This window comes from Psychromonas sp. (assembly GCF_047632995.1).
Taxonomy (GTDB): domain Bacteria; phylum Pseudomonadota; class Gammaproteobacteria; order Enterobacterales; family Psychromonadaceae; genus Psychromonas.
In genome coordinates this window covers 1-14,380 of sequence record NZ_JBLIEK010000097.1, presented here as the reverse complement: position 1 = coordinate 14,380, position 14,380 = coordinate 1, and the positions used below count along the sequence as shown (strand labels likewise).

General features: G+C 41.1%; 12 protein-coding genes. 3 read left to right on the top strand and 9 right to left on the bottom strand.

Translation table 11 applies throughout. From position 1 onward, the window contains the following. The coding region (locus ACJAT7_RS14345; protein ID WP_415227485.1) for a zinc-binding dehydrogenase at positions 1-241 on the top strand (241 nt) is incomplete at its 5' end. A 152-nt stretch (positions 242-393) separates the two neighbouring features. Here ACJAT7_RS14345 and ACJAT7_RS14340 read toward each other — a convergent pair. The 4 genes from ACJAT7_RS14340 to ACJAT7_RS14325 all read right to left on the bottom strand — a co-directional run bounded on the left by ACJAT7_RS14340 (position 394) and on the right by ACJAT7_RS14325 (position 4,754). Beyond that, positions 394-723 (bottom strand): YbaB/EbfC family nucleoid-associated protein, encoded by a 330-nt coding sequence (locus ACJAT7_RS14340; RefSeq protein ID WP_415227484.1) that lies wholly within the window; start codon positions 721-723, stop codon positions 394-396. Positions 724-769: 46 nt separating this feature from the next. Continuing rightward, a complete protein-coding gene (dnaX, locus tag ACJAT7_RS14335; protein ID WP_415227483.1) occupies positions 770-3,064 on the bottom strand; it encodes a DNA polymerase III subunit gamma/tau in 2,295 nt (764 codons plus the stop codon). Between the two features lie 5 nt (positions 3,065-3,069). Then, complete coding sequence (apt, locus tag ACJAT7_RS14330; RefSeq protein WP_415227486.1) at positions 3,070-3,615, bottom strand: adenine phosphoribosyltransferase; 546 nt, start codon at positions 3,613-3,615, stop codon at positions 3,070-3,072. A 215-nt stretch (positions 3,616-3,830) separates the two neighbouring features. After that, positions 3,831-4,754, bottom strand: coding sequence for a tRNA-dihydrouridine synthase (locus ACJAT7_RS14325; RefSeq protein ID WP_415227482.1), 924 nt, complete (start codon positions 4,752-4,754; stop codon positions 3,831-3,833). A 716-nt stretch (positions 4,755-5,470) separates the two neighbouring features. Between ACJAT7_RS14325 and ACJAT7_RS14320 the strand changes: the two genes are divergently transcribed. Both ACJAT7_RS14320 and ACJAT7_RS14315 read left to right on the top strand, forming a co-directional pair. After that, positions 5,471-6,469 (top strand): response regulator, encoded by a 999-nt coding sequence (locus tag ACJAT7_RS14320; protein WP_415227481.1) that lies wholly within the window; start codon positions 5,471-5,473, stop codon positions 6,467-6,469. Beyond that, complete coding sequence (locus ACJAT7_RS14315) at positions 6,469-7,425, top strand: diguanylate cyclase (protein WP_415227480.1); 957 nt, start codon at positions 6,469-6,471, stop codon at positions 7,423-7,425. Before ACJAT7_RS14320 ends, ACJAT7_RS14315 begins: the two co-directional genes overlap by 1 nt. A 74-nt stretch (positions 7,426-7,499) precedes the next feature. Here the strand turns inward: ACJAT7_RS14315 and ACJAT7_RS14310 are convergent, their stop codons facing one another. The 5 genes from ACJAT7_RS14310 to rlmKL all read right to left on the bottom strand — a co-directional run. Further along, positions 7,500-8,465, bottom strand: a complete 966-nt coding sequence (locus tag ACJAT7_RS14310; protein WP_415227479.1) for a PstS family phosphate ABC transporter substrate-binding protein — start codon at positions 8,463-8,465, stop codon at positions 7,500-7,502. 223 nt (positions 8,466-8,688) lie between these two features. Next, positions 8,689-10,500, bottom strand: coding sequence for a DUF3466 family protein (locus ACJAT7_RS14305; protein WP_415227478.1), 1,812 nt, complete (start codon positions 10,498-10,500; stop codon positions 8,689-8,691). Further along, positions 10,501-12,417, bottom strand: a complete 1,917-nt coding sequence (locus ACJAT7_RS14300; protein ID WP_415227477.1) for an ABC transporter ATP-binding protein — start codon at positions 12,415-12,417, stop codon at positions 10,501-10,503. A gap of 13 nt (positions 12,418-12,430) precedes the next feature. After that, complete coding sequence (locus tag ACJAT7_RS14295) at positions 12,431-12,673, bottom strand: glutaredoxin family protein (RefSeq protein ID WP_415227476.1); 243 nt, start codon at positions 12,671-12,673, stop codon at positions 12,431-12,433. Then, positions 12,663-14,380: bifunctional 23S rRNA (guanine(2069)-N(7))-methyltransferase RlmK/23S rRNA (guanine(2445)-N(2))-methyltransferase RlmL (gene rlmKL, locus ACJAT7_RS14290; protein ID WP_415227475.1), on the bottom strand; the 1,718-nt coding region annotated here is incomplete at its 5' end. The genes rlmKL and ACJAT7_RS14295, both read right to left, overlap by 11 nt.

Here is a 14,380-nt window from a genome sequence, read left to right as displayed (position 1 = left end):
GATGCTCGTTTCTGTTGTGCAGCCACCCAGTGAGGAGGTGGCAAAAACGCATAAGGTTAAAGCCGCTTTTGTGTTTATCGAACCGAGCAGCCGTATTTTACGCGAATTAAACAAATTAGTTGAAGTGAAGCAGCTAACGCCCCTTATTGAACACCGTTTTTCATTAGAGAAAATTGCACAGGCTCACTTGCAAAGCCAATCGGGTCGCACGCGCGGAAAAATAGTTATCGAAGTAAATTAAGATCTTAATTTAAGATCTTAATTTAAGATGCAATACAGTAAAAAGGCTGCATTATTTATGCAGCCTTTTTTATTGATAATTTTATCCCAGTCGGTTTTTCAGGCACCAGGCGGGTAAAAGATAGAGCCCGCTTACTGAGCGTCAAACAAAGCCTAGAACGGCATTTTAAAGCCAGGGGGTAACTCCATACCACCGCTTAAACCGCTCATTTTACTTTTGTTAACTTCTTCCACACGTCGAACCGCATCATTCATTGCCGCTGCGATAAGATCTTCAAGCATCTCCTTGTCATCTTCCATCAAGCTATCATCAATATCCACTTTGCGTACATTGTGATTGCCCAAGACTGTGATTTTAACAAGACCAGCACCAGATTGTCCCACTACTTCTGTGTTGGCAATCTCTGCTTGTGCTTTTTTCATATTTTCTTGCATCTCTTGGGCTTTTTTCATTAAATCGCCCATTCCAGCTTTATCAAACATATTCACTCTCTTTTTAATTGTGTTGCTTTAACGTTTTGTCTGATTATTATAGCGGTATGATGCTATTTTCATAGATCTTTGCACCATAATCACGCACTAAAATTTGAATATTGTTATCCTCGACAATAGCAAGTTTAGCATTATCGAGATACTGCTGAAAAAGGCCTTTTTCAGACTCAATAGGGGTTAACTGTCCATCGACATCCCCCACTTCAATATACATGCTAATTTGCTCCCCATAATGGGCTTTTAATTTAGCTTGTAATTGCTCGCACAATCCACTGTTATTAAGCAGGTGTTGCTGTTCTTTTTTTAACGTTAATATAATCTGCTGATCAACTTGTTTCATGACGCTATTTTTAGCCAATAACTTCACTAACCCCACTAACTGCATCTGCTGAATGAGCAACGACCAGGAATCCGTTAATTTATCTTCAACATATTTAGCAATATCGATGGCCGGCAGATCAAGCTGTTCATTGCTAAAAAAGTCTGCATCGCTTATATCGGCTTGAACTTCTCGATTATCAACGACTGCACTGCTAGTCGTCTGCTGAATGGTCGGTGCAGCGTTCTCTTGCATAAAGCGATCATCAGGTTCACTGACCGGAGCTTCAACCTCATCAGATGCAATATAATTATCCTGCCAATAACTGTCGACAGGTGGCAACGACTCCTCAGACATATTGGCCGGCAATTGCTGCTCCGCTGTTATTTCAGCACTATTTTCTGCGGCTGCTACAAACGGTTTGGCTTCTGTTTCGGCTTCAGGGTAAGTATTTTCTGGCTGCAATGGTGCTGTTTTTTCTGCGACAATCTGCTCAGTGATTTCATTGACTGTTGTCGCTTGTGACTTTTTTGCCTCTTCTCGCTTTAACCTGTGGCTGCGCAGCATATTGCGAGAGTGTGTAACCTCTTTAATCGACTCCCTATCGACGTTCGGCGCGGCAGGCTCTGCAGCTGGAATATCCGCAGCCGTTTCAGTTGCGCGGCTCTGTGTAAAGCGGTCATTATCTGTCACTGTTTCGACAGCGGCAGCAGGCGCAACAGGATCGGCTGTTGAAATGGAGGAAGGCTCTTCGCTTACATTGTCTTGCACTGTTTCGACAGCGGCAGCAGGCGCAACAGGATCGGGTGTTGAAACGGAGGAACTCTCTTCGCTTACATTGTCTTGCACAGTTTCGGCAGACGGAGGGGGCTCAACAGCAAGCGGCGCCTCAGTGAACGGCATTACTTTTAGTAAGCTTTCATCTAACGCGATATAATTTGCCGGTTTAAATGCGAGCAAACGCATCACTGTCATCTCTAAAGCAATTTTGCCATTAGGGGCAAACGGATAATCTTTATAACCTTGCAAAGCAATTTGATAATAAAGTTGCACCTCTTCCGGGCTTAATCTTTCCGCAAGTAATTGTACTGCTGTTTTTTCAGATACATTGGTTTTATTTTGCATCTGCACTAAGGCTATCTGATGGCATAAACTTGCTAAATCTTGATGAAGTTTGGCAAAATCGGCCCCCAAATGGACGAACTCTTCTATTTTTTTAAAAACTTTTTGTACATTGCCTGAAACAATAAAATGTAATAAATAAGAGAGATGACCGCTATCAATCGTGCCAAGCATTTTTAATACCGATTGATATTCTATATTGCCAGAGCCAAATGCTAATGCCTGATCGGTAAGACTTAATGCATCACGCATACTGCCATCAGCAGCTTTTGCAATGACAGTAAGTGCTGCATGCTCAAAGGTTGCATGCTCCTGCTTAAGAATAAAGCTAAGCTGCTTTTCAATATCTTCGGGTAAAATAGCTTTCAAATGAAACTGCAAACAACGGGATAAAACGGTAATGGGCAGTTTTTGCGGATCCGTTGTTGCTAATAGAAATTTAACATACTCTGGCGGCTCTTCTAAGGTTTTCAATAAGGCATTAAAGCTATGTTTCGATAGCATATGCACTTCATCAATTAAATAAACCTTATAACGGCCTTGCGCGGGTTTATATTGCACATTATCAAGTAGCTCACGCGTATCATCGACTTTGGTGCGAGATGCAGCATCAATTTCAAGCAGATCAACAAAACGGCCTTGATCAATCGCCTGACAATGTACACATTTACCGCAAGGGGTAGCGGTAACACCTTGCTCGCAGTTCAAACTTTTTGCCAGAATACGTGCAATGGTCGTTTTACCAACCCCCCGAGTACCGCTAAACAGATAAGCATGATGCACTCTGTTTTGCGCCAATCCATTGGATAAAGCGGTTAATACATGTTGTTGACCAACGACTTCTTGGAAGTTACGTGGACGCCATTTACGTGCTAAAACTTGATAACTCACTAAAATTACTCGCCTTCAAATTCAACTAATGAAAAATGGGTTACACCTAATGCGGTTAATTTTTCACCACCATTTAATGCCGGTAATTCAATCACAAAGGCAGATTCAACAACAATCCCACCAGAGCGCTGAATTAATTTTACCGACGCTTCGGCCGTACCACCTGTTGCTAATAGATCATCAACCAATAAAACCCTTTCACCCTTTTTAATAGCATCATGGTGAATATGTAATGTATCGGTGCCGTATTCAAGCGCATAACTTTCCTGAATCGTATTACGCGGCAGTTTACCCGGTTTACGCACAGGCACAAATCCAGCACCTATTGCGGCAGCCAGCGGAGCCCCAAAAATAAAACCTCGCGCTTCGGTGCCGACAACTTTATCTATTTTTTTACCCTTATAACGCTCAACAAACAGGTTGATTGTTGCCGCGAATGCTTCGCCATTTTCAATTAAGCTGGTGATATCGCGGAATATAATCCCTGGAATAGGATAATCGGGAATACTTTTTATGCTGTTTTTTATAAGTTGCACGTTGTTCGATCTCATCATCATCGCTCTTATTAAAAATTACTGTTTAAAAATTTACGGTTAAGGGTAATTAGTTGCGTAAGGATCTGCAAGCCGTTGCCCCAAATATTCGTATCTATCCATAATAGATACACTACCCGGAGACCAGAATAAGGCCACGCATGGAGGCCTTTCGAGCGATTCACTGCGTTAATCTTCCTCGTAGATAGGGATAGAGTGATTACACATTTCCTTTACTCAGATAAAAGTGCAACAATCTCTTTGGTCTGTTTGACAGCTCTAACTCTGATAAATAACGCTTCACATTCAACATATTGCATTGCAATATAGCGTAGCCACTGTTTTATCCGCCGCGGGTAATATTTCTCTTTCGGGCCGCGCGTTTCAAATTCACTGTATTTAACAAGCTGCTCTTTCACTTCCAGCCATGACATTTTGTCTGCACCTTTTAAAACGCGCGCTAAATTAGGAATAGCAATCGCGCCACGTCCGACCATAACATCATCACAGCCACTTATCTCTTTACACTTCAAGTAATCAGCTTTACTCCATATTTCACCATTAGCGATAACGGGAATATCAATGGCGTCTTTAATCAGCTTGATATATTGCCAATGCGCGGGCGGTTTATAGCCCTCTTCTTTGGTTCGTGCATGAACGACCAGTTCTTTAGCACCGGCAGAACAGATAGCTTGCGCAATCTCAACACACCGGCTTTTACAATCCCAACCCAGGCGTATTTTAGCAGATAATATTTGCTCATTGGGAACCGCCCCTCTGACCTCTTTTACAATTTTATAGATAGACTCAGGATCGCGTAATAAGGAAGCGCCGCCGAGATTTTTATTCACCGTGCGGGCGGGGCAACCAAAATTCAAATCCAGCCCGTGTGAACCCATTGAGATAGCCCGGTAAGCATTTTCTGCCATCCATTGCGGATCTTGGCCGAGTAACTGCACTCTAATTGGCGTTCCAGATTCAGTTTTACTGCCGTTGTTCAATTCGGGACACATTCTGCGGTACACTTTTCGTGGTAATAATTGGTCAACGATGCGAATGAACTCGCTTACACATAAATCATAGCCACCAATATCGGTTAGCAGTTTGCGCATAAAGGCATCTGCAACACCTTCCATAGGTGCTAATACAACTCTCAAGAACTTCTCCAATTTTTAAAAACCACACCTTCATATGTGCCAGTATACCTTTAGTTTAAGCAATTCAATAATCTGAATATTACGATTAAATGTCTGTTGCCGGCAAAGAGACACCATTTTATTACAATAACCGGAAAAGTGGTTAGCCATTAACAGACAAAAACAAAAATCCACTGGCAAAATGATCGATCTAATCGCTTTTTCCCCCCCTTTAAAGGACAGATCACAGCGGATAAAGTTAAAGAATGTTGTTACCATGAAAAGATGAGTGATAGTTTAAGATCTGACCTGTATTTTGCAGATCCATATCGTTTTGGCAATGAGGATTGAATGAAAACTGCAACTGTCTATTACGAACAATATTGACCTACCTAAACAGACTTCAAAAAATCATAGCAATCAGAAGTTTAAGATGTAATAGTAAATTCGATGAGAGACTAAGAAAGAAAGAAACAAATCACAACATGGCAAGAAAATTAATGGCGCATCTTTTTTAAAAAAAAGATGCTTGCTATCATTGTTGTGTAAAAATAGATATCTAGTAGCACAGTTCACATTTTTCTCTTTTGTTAGGTATAAACTCGCTTTTCTAATAAAAAGCAATAACACTAAATAGCATTATTCCCTTATTATCATCATGTAAATAATTTATATCTAATGCAGCACTTCATCGCTCTGTTTTTTAATCAGAAACAAATGTTTATTTTAGGAAGATTATGTCATTACCGGTTTTAATTTGTGACGATTCTGCACTTGCACGCAAGGCTATTGCTCGCTCATTGCCCAGTGATTGGGATATAACAGTCAGCTTTGCAGAAAATGGTGAATTAGGCCTTGATGCCATTAGACAAGGTAAAGGAGATGTTGTTTTTTTAGATCTCAACATGCCGGTTATGGATGGTTATCAAGTACTACAAACAATTTGTAAAGAAGATCTCCCTGCTCTCGTCATTGTTATTTCAGGCGACATACAACCCGAAGCACATAAAAAAGTACGTGAATTAGGTGCGATCGACTTTATTCAAAAGCCGATTGTTCAGGAAGTATTAATCGAATTATTAGCTTCCTATGGCATTTATAAAGCGGATAGTCACAACTCTCTTAAAGACGCAGAAAACCAAGAAAACATTAGTTTACGTGATGCCCTGCAGGAAGTTTCAAATATCGCCATGGGCAGAGCGGGTGACTTGCTAGCGCGTTTGCTAGATGTGTTTGTATTATTACCGATTCCCAATGTAAACACTCTGGAAATCAGTGAATTACATATGGCATTAACATCCATTGCCAGCAATGACAATGTCTCTGCTGTATGTCAGGGTTTTATCAGTGCAGGAATTAGTGGCGAAGCCATTATTATTTTCCATGATTCCAGTTTCAGCGACATGGCAAAATTACTAAAATATCAGGAAGTGCTTGATGACAGCCTTGAAATTGAAGTAATGAACGATATTTCAAATATTCTTATTGGCGCGTTTTTAAATGGGCTTGCCGAGCAAATCGACATCCATTTTAGTCAAGGCCAACCGAATATTCTGGGTCAACACTGTCACGTTGACGACCTGATTAAGGAGCGAGAAAGCCATTGGCAAAAAACTCTCGCAATTGAAGTTAACTACCGCATCGAAAATTACAATGTTAAGTGTGATTTATTGCTTTTGTTTACGGAAGACTCCATTGATACCCTCACTAACAAAATAGGATACCTGTTGAACTAATGAGTACTAGCATTGAACTTAAAGATATTCATTGGCTTATTGATATGGTTCAAAATATCGATATTGGGCTGGTTGTTATTGATCTTAATATGAACGTTAAAGTTTGGAATGGTTTTATGGAAAATCATTCTGGGCTGTTAGCGGCGCATATTATGGATCGAAAATTAACCGAGTTATTTGACGATATCCCCGAAGTCTGGTTACAACAAAAAATGAACAGTGTTTATCTGTTAAAAAACAAAGCGTTTACCACTTGGGAGCAACGCCCGTTTCTTTTTAAATTCAAAAGCTATCGCCCTATTACCAGCAGTGCCGAATTTATGTACCAGAATGTCACCTTTTTACCTTTGACCGATATTGTCGGTAATGTGACGCAAATATGTATGATTATTTATGATGTCACTGATGTCGCCATCAATAAAAAAGCGTTCCAACAAGCCAATACCCAATTAAAACACCTTAGCCATACAGACACCTTAACTCAGCTAAATAACCAAGGTTACTGGCGTGAATGTTGTTTCCGTGAATATAAACGCCATACTCGCACGCAGCAACCGTCAGCATTAATCATGTTGGATATTGATTTTTTCAAAAAAGTTAACGACACCTACGGGCATCCCTTTGGTGATGAAGTGATACGTGAAGTGGCTAATTGCTTACGTAAGAACATGCGTGAAACCGATATTGCAGGCCGCTATGGTGGTGAAGAATTCACTTTGATTTTGGTTGATACCGATCTAAAAAGTGCCCGTTTGGTTGCGGAGCGAATCAGGCTAGCGATTGAGAAGTTTGATTTTTACTATCAGGGAGAGCTTGTAAAAGTAACCGTTAGTTTGGGAATTTCACATATCACGGGTAATATTCCTGATTATGAAACTTGGCTAAAAACCGCTGACTTAGGATTATATATCGCCAAAAATTCTGGCCGCAATCAGATTGGTGTCAGTGATCATTAGTTTTCTTCGACGCATAAAAAAACAGCGCTTTCGCGCTGTTTTTTTTTGTCATCTGTCAATCACATAACTAAGCTTTAATTTAAACCTAATTTAGCTAACTCTTTCTGTACCACGGCTGCAGGTAATGGGATATAGCCATCTTTTTTAACGATATCCTGTCCTTGCTGTGACAAAATCATTTTTAAGAATTCTGCTTGTAATGGCGACAATGGTTTGTTCGGGTGTTTATTCACATAAACATATAAGAAACGTGATAACGGGTATGCGCCACTGATTGCATTATCCATTGAAGCTTCAATAAAAGGCCCTCCATTTTTAGCTAAAGGGACAGCTCTTACGCCTGCCACTTTATAGCCAATACCTGAGTAACCAATTGAATTTAAAGATGAAGCAACGGATTGCACAACTGAAGCTGAACCTGGTTGCTCATTTACAGTGTTTTTGTAATCACCTTTACAGAGCGCTTGTTTCTTGAAATAACCATATGTACCTGACACTGAATTACGACCAAACAGTTGAATATCTTTAGCTGCCCAATCGCCAGTTAAACCAAGATCAGCCCAGCGTGTTGCGTCTTTTGCACCACATTTATGTGTTGCAGAAAAAATAGCATCAACTTGTTTAATGGTTAACCCTTCGATTGGGTTGTCTTTATTTACAAATACCGCTAATGCATCGATGGCAACACGCACAAGAGTTGGTTTATAACCGTAACGCGTTCCAAATGCTTCAATTTCTTTTGACTTCATTTTACGACTCATTGGACCAAACTGAGAAGTACCTTCTGTTAAAGCTGGTGGAGCGGTTGACGAGCCGGCTGCTTGAATTTGAATATTGATATTAGGATACTGATGTTTAAACTCTTCTGCCCAAAATGTCATCATATTTGCCAAGGTATCAGAACCAACTGAAGAGAGGTTTCCTGAAATACCGCTTACTTTTGTGTAGGCAGGGATGGTCGCGTCTGTAGCAGAAGCTGCAACAGAAAATAGCGAAGCTGCGCTTAAGGTAACTGCTGTTGCTAACGTTTTAAGTTTCATTCAAAACTCCAATATGATCATGATTAATTTAAAATTAGTATCTCTTTACTAAAGCGATAATCTGTTTAATAAAACGATAGTTACGCCTCCTTGGCGACGTCATCTAATATGCACCACTAATATGACACTTTAATGACATCTGAAATTAATAATAATAGCCTTAAAATAAAAAAAGGCTTGCAGTGAATATTTCACAGCAAGCCTTACTCTCTATATAAAAAGATTATTTAGAAAAACGTCGTACTAATAACAGCGGTAAAGCAAAAATCCATAACCAGAAGCTTGCCGCCCCTGCGCGCTCATAGGGGGTCTCATCTACACTCAACAGATCTGACTGCCAACAGTTTGGGCTGTCATCAGGAGTAGTTACAGCGCTATTCCGCGTTAGTTTTAATGTGACGTGTTGTGCATTCACTTTGTTTTTGTAGTCATAAGCACTGCCATATTTATACCCTTCCGCTAACACAGTTCCGTTATCATTAATAACTCTGGCACTGCGAATGCGCAGATAAGGTGTAGTGACAACACTGTCCGTTTCGCTACAAATCAGATCATTAATCAACCAACTCCCATCAGAACTATTATCGTATAAAAATGCACTTTGGCTGCGTGGGCTAGCAAGATAAACGGGATCTGTTTGATCATAATCATCCGCTTCCCCAACCACAAATCCAGCTTCATTCATATCATAGGCCAAGCTGTTTGCCCCCGTTTTAGCCCCCGTTTCCCCGGCTAAACGTTGCTTAGTGGTTAATACTTTCTTATTCAATAAAGGTAGTTTTATGGCTGCACTATTAATGTCATAAATGAAAAATTCAAACGGCATATTACGCCCTTTAGCTGTAGCATATTCACGATTACCAACCACTACATTGCTGTCTGTGATAACTTGTGCCCACGTGTTATATATGCCATTTTCTTGATCGCTAGTACTACCGATATCCGCAGTGGCTGATGATATTACCGTTGGTGTGGCGTAGCTCCCTGTTTCTGACGGGGTCATTATTACCGCCCTCTGGCGTCCGCCTATACTACTGTTACTATTTTCAAATGTTGACGCACCAACCGCAATACCTGAACTATTAATATCAAACGCACTGGCACTATAAGTTAAATAGTCGCCATTGTTCGTGGTGTTATTCTCCAGCCATTGCGTTGCTAACGGGAAGCCGCTTAAATCACTAAGATCACCGTTAATCGCAGTCGTCGCATCCCAAGCCCAAGCCTGTGTATCAAAGCCGGGGCAATAAACCAATTCATTAAGGGTGCTAATTTGGTCATCTTGAGAGCTTAAAAAACAGTAGTTGAAATATTCATCACTACCGCGGGGATAAGAGACACTTGAACTTCCTATCACAAGCGTTTTAGATGTGCCATTTTCATAAGTTACGTCTTGTAACTTATAGGCGCTGGTTAACCCACCATTACTGCTGAAATCTGGCAGTAATGAAGTGACATCACCATTTAACGATTTTACAAAAGCACGGCGTACAAACTCACGAGTGCCTGCTTGATAAGGGGCCGAAGAGTAGCCAACTACAAAACGCTCGCCTGTTTCACTAGGTAACGGATTAGTCACATCCGTCACTTTTACATCTGTAGAGTTATCTCCAAGCGCATAAGGAATATGCGATTGGTCGCTACCATTTAAGAGGGTATTACCCATAAAATAGCTGCTATAACCGTTAGCTGCTTGTGCTTGTGCCTCTCGCCAATCTTGATAACCATTCTCATAACTTAAATCGCCAGCCGTTTCTGAACCATAAAACTCAAGATTACAAATAATAGAGTCATAATGGCATGGACGGTTAAAGGTAAAAGGTAAAGCGATATCAATATTACTGGATAAAGCGGCTTTCATTGAATAGGTGCCAATAAGTTCACCATCATCTGAAATTGCAGAGGGGAACGGTCCGAACTGGGCACCCTCTGCAGTTACATCTATCTCTTCAACTGTATAGTATGGTAGTTGATCTGCCCAACTGTTACTTGCTAATAGCAAAAAAACAGCGGCTAAGGATACTTTACATTTCATTTAACTATTTTCCCCATTTTGTAATTCTTCTAACGCTTCCCAACGCATAAACGCGACTTCTAATTGCTCTTCTGTGCTGGCAAGTTCAGCTAAAAATTGATCCGCATCTTTTTTATCTTTATTAAAAAATTCAGGTGTATTAATAGTTTCTTGAAGCGTTTCAATTTTTGCTTCTAACTCTTCTAAAACCCGAGGTAAACCATCAAGCTCTAACTGTAATTTATAAGATAATTTTTTCTTTGCGGCCGCTTTTACAGGGGGCTTCTCTTTTTTAACTGGCGCTTTGACGTCGCTAATCACAGGCTGACGTGCGGCCTCACTTTGCGCTTTATGACGCACGGCATCACTGTAGCCACCAACAAACTGCTCGACATTACCATTACCGTCAAAGAACCAAGTGTTGGTAACCGTATTATCAACAAAACTACGGTCATGGCTGACCAGTAGCAAGGTTCCCTGATAATTCGCCAATAGCTCTTCTAATAGTTCCAGCGTTTCGACATCAAGATCATTGGTAGGTTCATCAAGAATCAAGAGATTATTTGGTTTTAAGAAAATTTTGGCAAGTAACAGACGATTTTTTTCACCGCCCGATAACGCTTTCACTGGCGTTCTAGCGCGCTCTGGGTGAAATAAAAAGTCCTGTAAATAGCCCATCGCATGACGCTTAATACCGTTCACTTCGACTTCCTGTTTACCTTCTGCAAGGTTATCCATTACAGATTTCTCAGGATCTAAGGTATCGCGATACTGGTCAAAATAGGCAACTTCTAATTTAGTACCACATTTCATGGTGCCGCTGTCAGGCTGTAACTGATCTAAGAAAAGTTTCAGTAAGGTACTCTTACCGCATCCATTACGGCCAACTAAAGCAATCTTATCACCGCGCATAATGGTGCAGGAGAAATCACGCACAATACATAAATCATCATAACTATAAGCAAGGTTGTCCGCTTCAAAAATAATTTTTCCTGAACGGCTACCCGCATCAATATTTATTTTGGCTTTGCCTTGCACATTCTGACGTTCTGCACGCTCATTGCGCAGTGATTTAAGTTCGCGAACACGGCCTTCGTTACGTGTGCGTCGCGCCTTGATCCCTTGACGGATCCATTTCTCTTCAATCGCTAATTTGCGGTCAAATTCAGAATTTTGTTCCTCTTCAACACGTAATGCTTCCTCTTTGGCGATGAGATACTCATCGTAACCGCCCGGCCATGAACTTAAATCGCCTCGGTCAATATCGATAATACGCGTTGATAAGCGGCGGATAAATTCACGGTCATGGCTGATAAATACAATCGAACCTTGGAAGCTTAATAAAAACTGCTCTAACCATTCGATAGTGCCCACATCCAAGTGGTTGGTTGGCTCATCAAGCAGCAACAGATCCGGATCATTAACCAGCGCCTTGGCGAGTGCTACCTTACGTAACCAGCCACCCGATAACTGATCTAACGTTGTATCTGGGTCGATCGCTAATCTGTCTAATATTTGATTGATTTTACTGTCTAACTGCCATGCATCTAACTGGTCAATCTGCTCTTGTAGCCTTTGTAGTTTGTTTAACTGTTTTTCGCTGCAATCTTCCGCAATAACATGCAGTTGATGATGATAATCTTTTAAAATCTCGCCGGCATTCTCCATACCCGATGCGACATAATCATAAGCGCTCATGGTGTTTGCTGTTGGCGGATCTTGCTCTAAACGTGCTATTTTCACATCGTTATTGATCAGCAGAGTACCATCATCAAGCTGAATACGACCGTCTATCACTTTTAATAGCGTTGATTTTCCTGCACCGTTACGTCCGACTAAACAAACACGTTCGTTAGGTTCAATGACTAGGTTCGATTTATTTAATAGAGCGCTCTCACCGAAAGCGAGCTCTGCGTTATGTAAAGTTAATAATGCCACGTAAATACTCTTTTTATTGGATCTGAATATGAATGAAATCGTTCAGCGCTTGTAAGCTGAAGGGCCAGTTAAGGGTATTCCCGTTGCCATTTTCTAGAACAGGAATCGAATAACCGTATAAATCCACTAATCGCTGGTCGTGGATAATATCGACTTTTGAATAGGAAACCGTTGTTTGTTGCAACAATCTGACAGCATCATCGCATAGATGACAGCCATCAGTGAAATATAACAGCAGATTGCTATTACTTGTCATGTTTAGTTAAAATCCAGCACTGATGGATTTTACTATTACGCTTAAAGTCTTCAGGAATGGATGACTGACTGATATCTTTAACGTAAAAACCTAACGCCTTGACTGCCTCGACATCTAATTTAAAACCCCGTTTATTGTTAGTAAAGACAATCTCACCATGAGCATTTAAGCGCTCACTTGCAGAGGTGAGCAATGCAATATGGTCATCCTGTATGTCAAATACATCCGCCATACGTTTTGATTTTGAGAAGGTAGGCGGATCGATAAAGATCAGATCAAACATCTGGTGCGCATGCTGCAGCCATTTAATACAATCTTGCTGAAGAAATTCATGCGCGCCTTTAATGCCGTTCTCAGCGAAGTTATCTTCTGCCCATGCAAGATGGGTTTTCGACATATCAATATTGGTGGTAGATTTCGCGCCGCCCAATACAGCATGCACAGAGGCTGCTGCGGTATGGCAAAAAAGATTCAGAAAATCTTTATCTTTGGCCATTTTAGTAAGTTGTAAACGGGTAATGCGATGATCTAAATACAATCCTGTATCCAGATTATCTTGTAAATTAACTAACAGCTTAGCCTGCCCTTCATGCACCACTAACGAATGATTTTTACTGCTCGCAGTTTCTGGGAGCTTACGTACTTTTTGACGATCACGGACTTTAATCACTAATTTATCGTCAGAAAGATTTAACAGGTAACGTACCGTTGAAACTATATCCAAGAAACGACGGCGCACTTTGCCTGAATCGATCTCTTTGGGCGCGCGGTATTCACGGATAATGATGTAATCACCATAACGGTCAATCGCAACATTATATTCGGGAAGGTCGGCATCATAGAGTCGGTAACATTCAACGTTTTCACGTTTCGCCCACTTTTCGAGTTTGCCCATGTTTTTACTTAAACGGTTAGCAAAGGCTTCAGAATAGATAGCCGGTTTGATCTGCTTCACCTCTTTATAAAGCGCAGCGGATTCACTTTCCGTTTGCGTCTCTTTGACAAGCGCATCACCGGCTCTCCCCATTGTCCAGGGATTGATACGCTCTGGATTTTCAGATGCTTGTTGAGGTTCAACTGCTGCTGAGGGTGCTTCTACTTCAGGTGCAGTGCGTTTGGGTGAAATACGGTAGTTTTTCAAGACACACTCAATCGGACCGTTAAAGAACTTAAAGCTCTTGCCCGCACGCATACCTAAACAGCTAAGCAGTTCTGTATCCATGGCAAACATGGAGAGATTCCAACCTGCAAAAGCATCCTTAAAATGGAAACCAAGTTCGGTATACAGCGCAACGGTATCGCTGAAACCGCCTAACCGTTCACCATACGGCGGGTTGGTGATAATCATGCCCGTTTCAAGCTCTGCAGGCGGTAATACTTTTTTAGCATCGGTAACAGAAAATTCAATCAACTCGGCAACGCCGGCACGTTGTGCATTGCTACGCGCGATTTCAACCATCTCTTTGCTTAAATCGGAAGCATAAAAACGTGCTTCACACTGATTAACCGCACGTTTACCATAAACCTGAGCCGATGTTTTTAATGTTTTCCAGCATGCATCATCATGCTTTTTCCATTTTTCAAAACCGAAAGTCTGACGCAGTGAGCCCGGTGCAATATTGAGCGCCATCATAGCGGCTTCAATAACAATCGTACCTGAACCACACATAGGATCTAAAAGCGCTTCACCCTGCCAACCACTGCGTT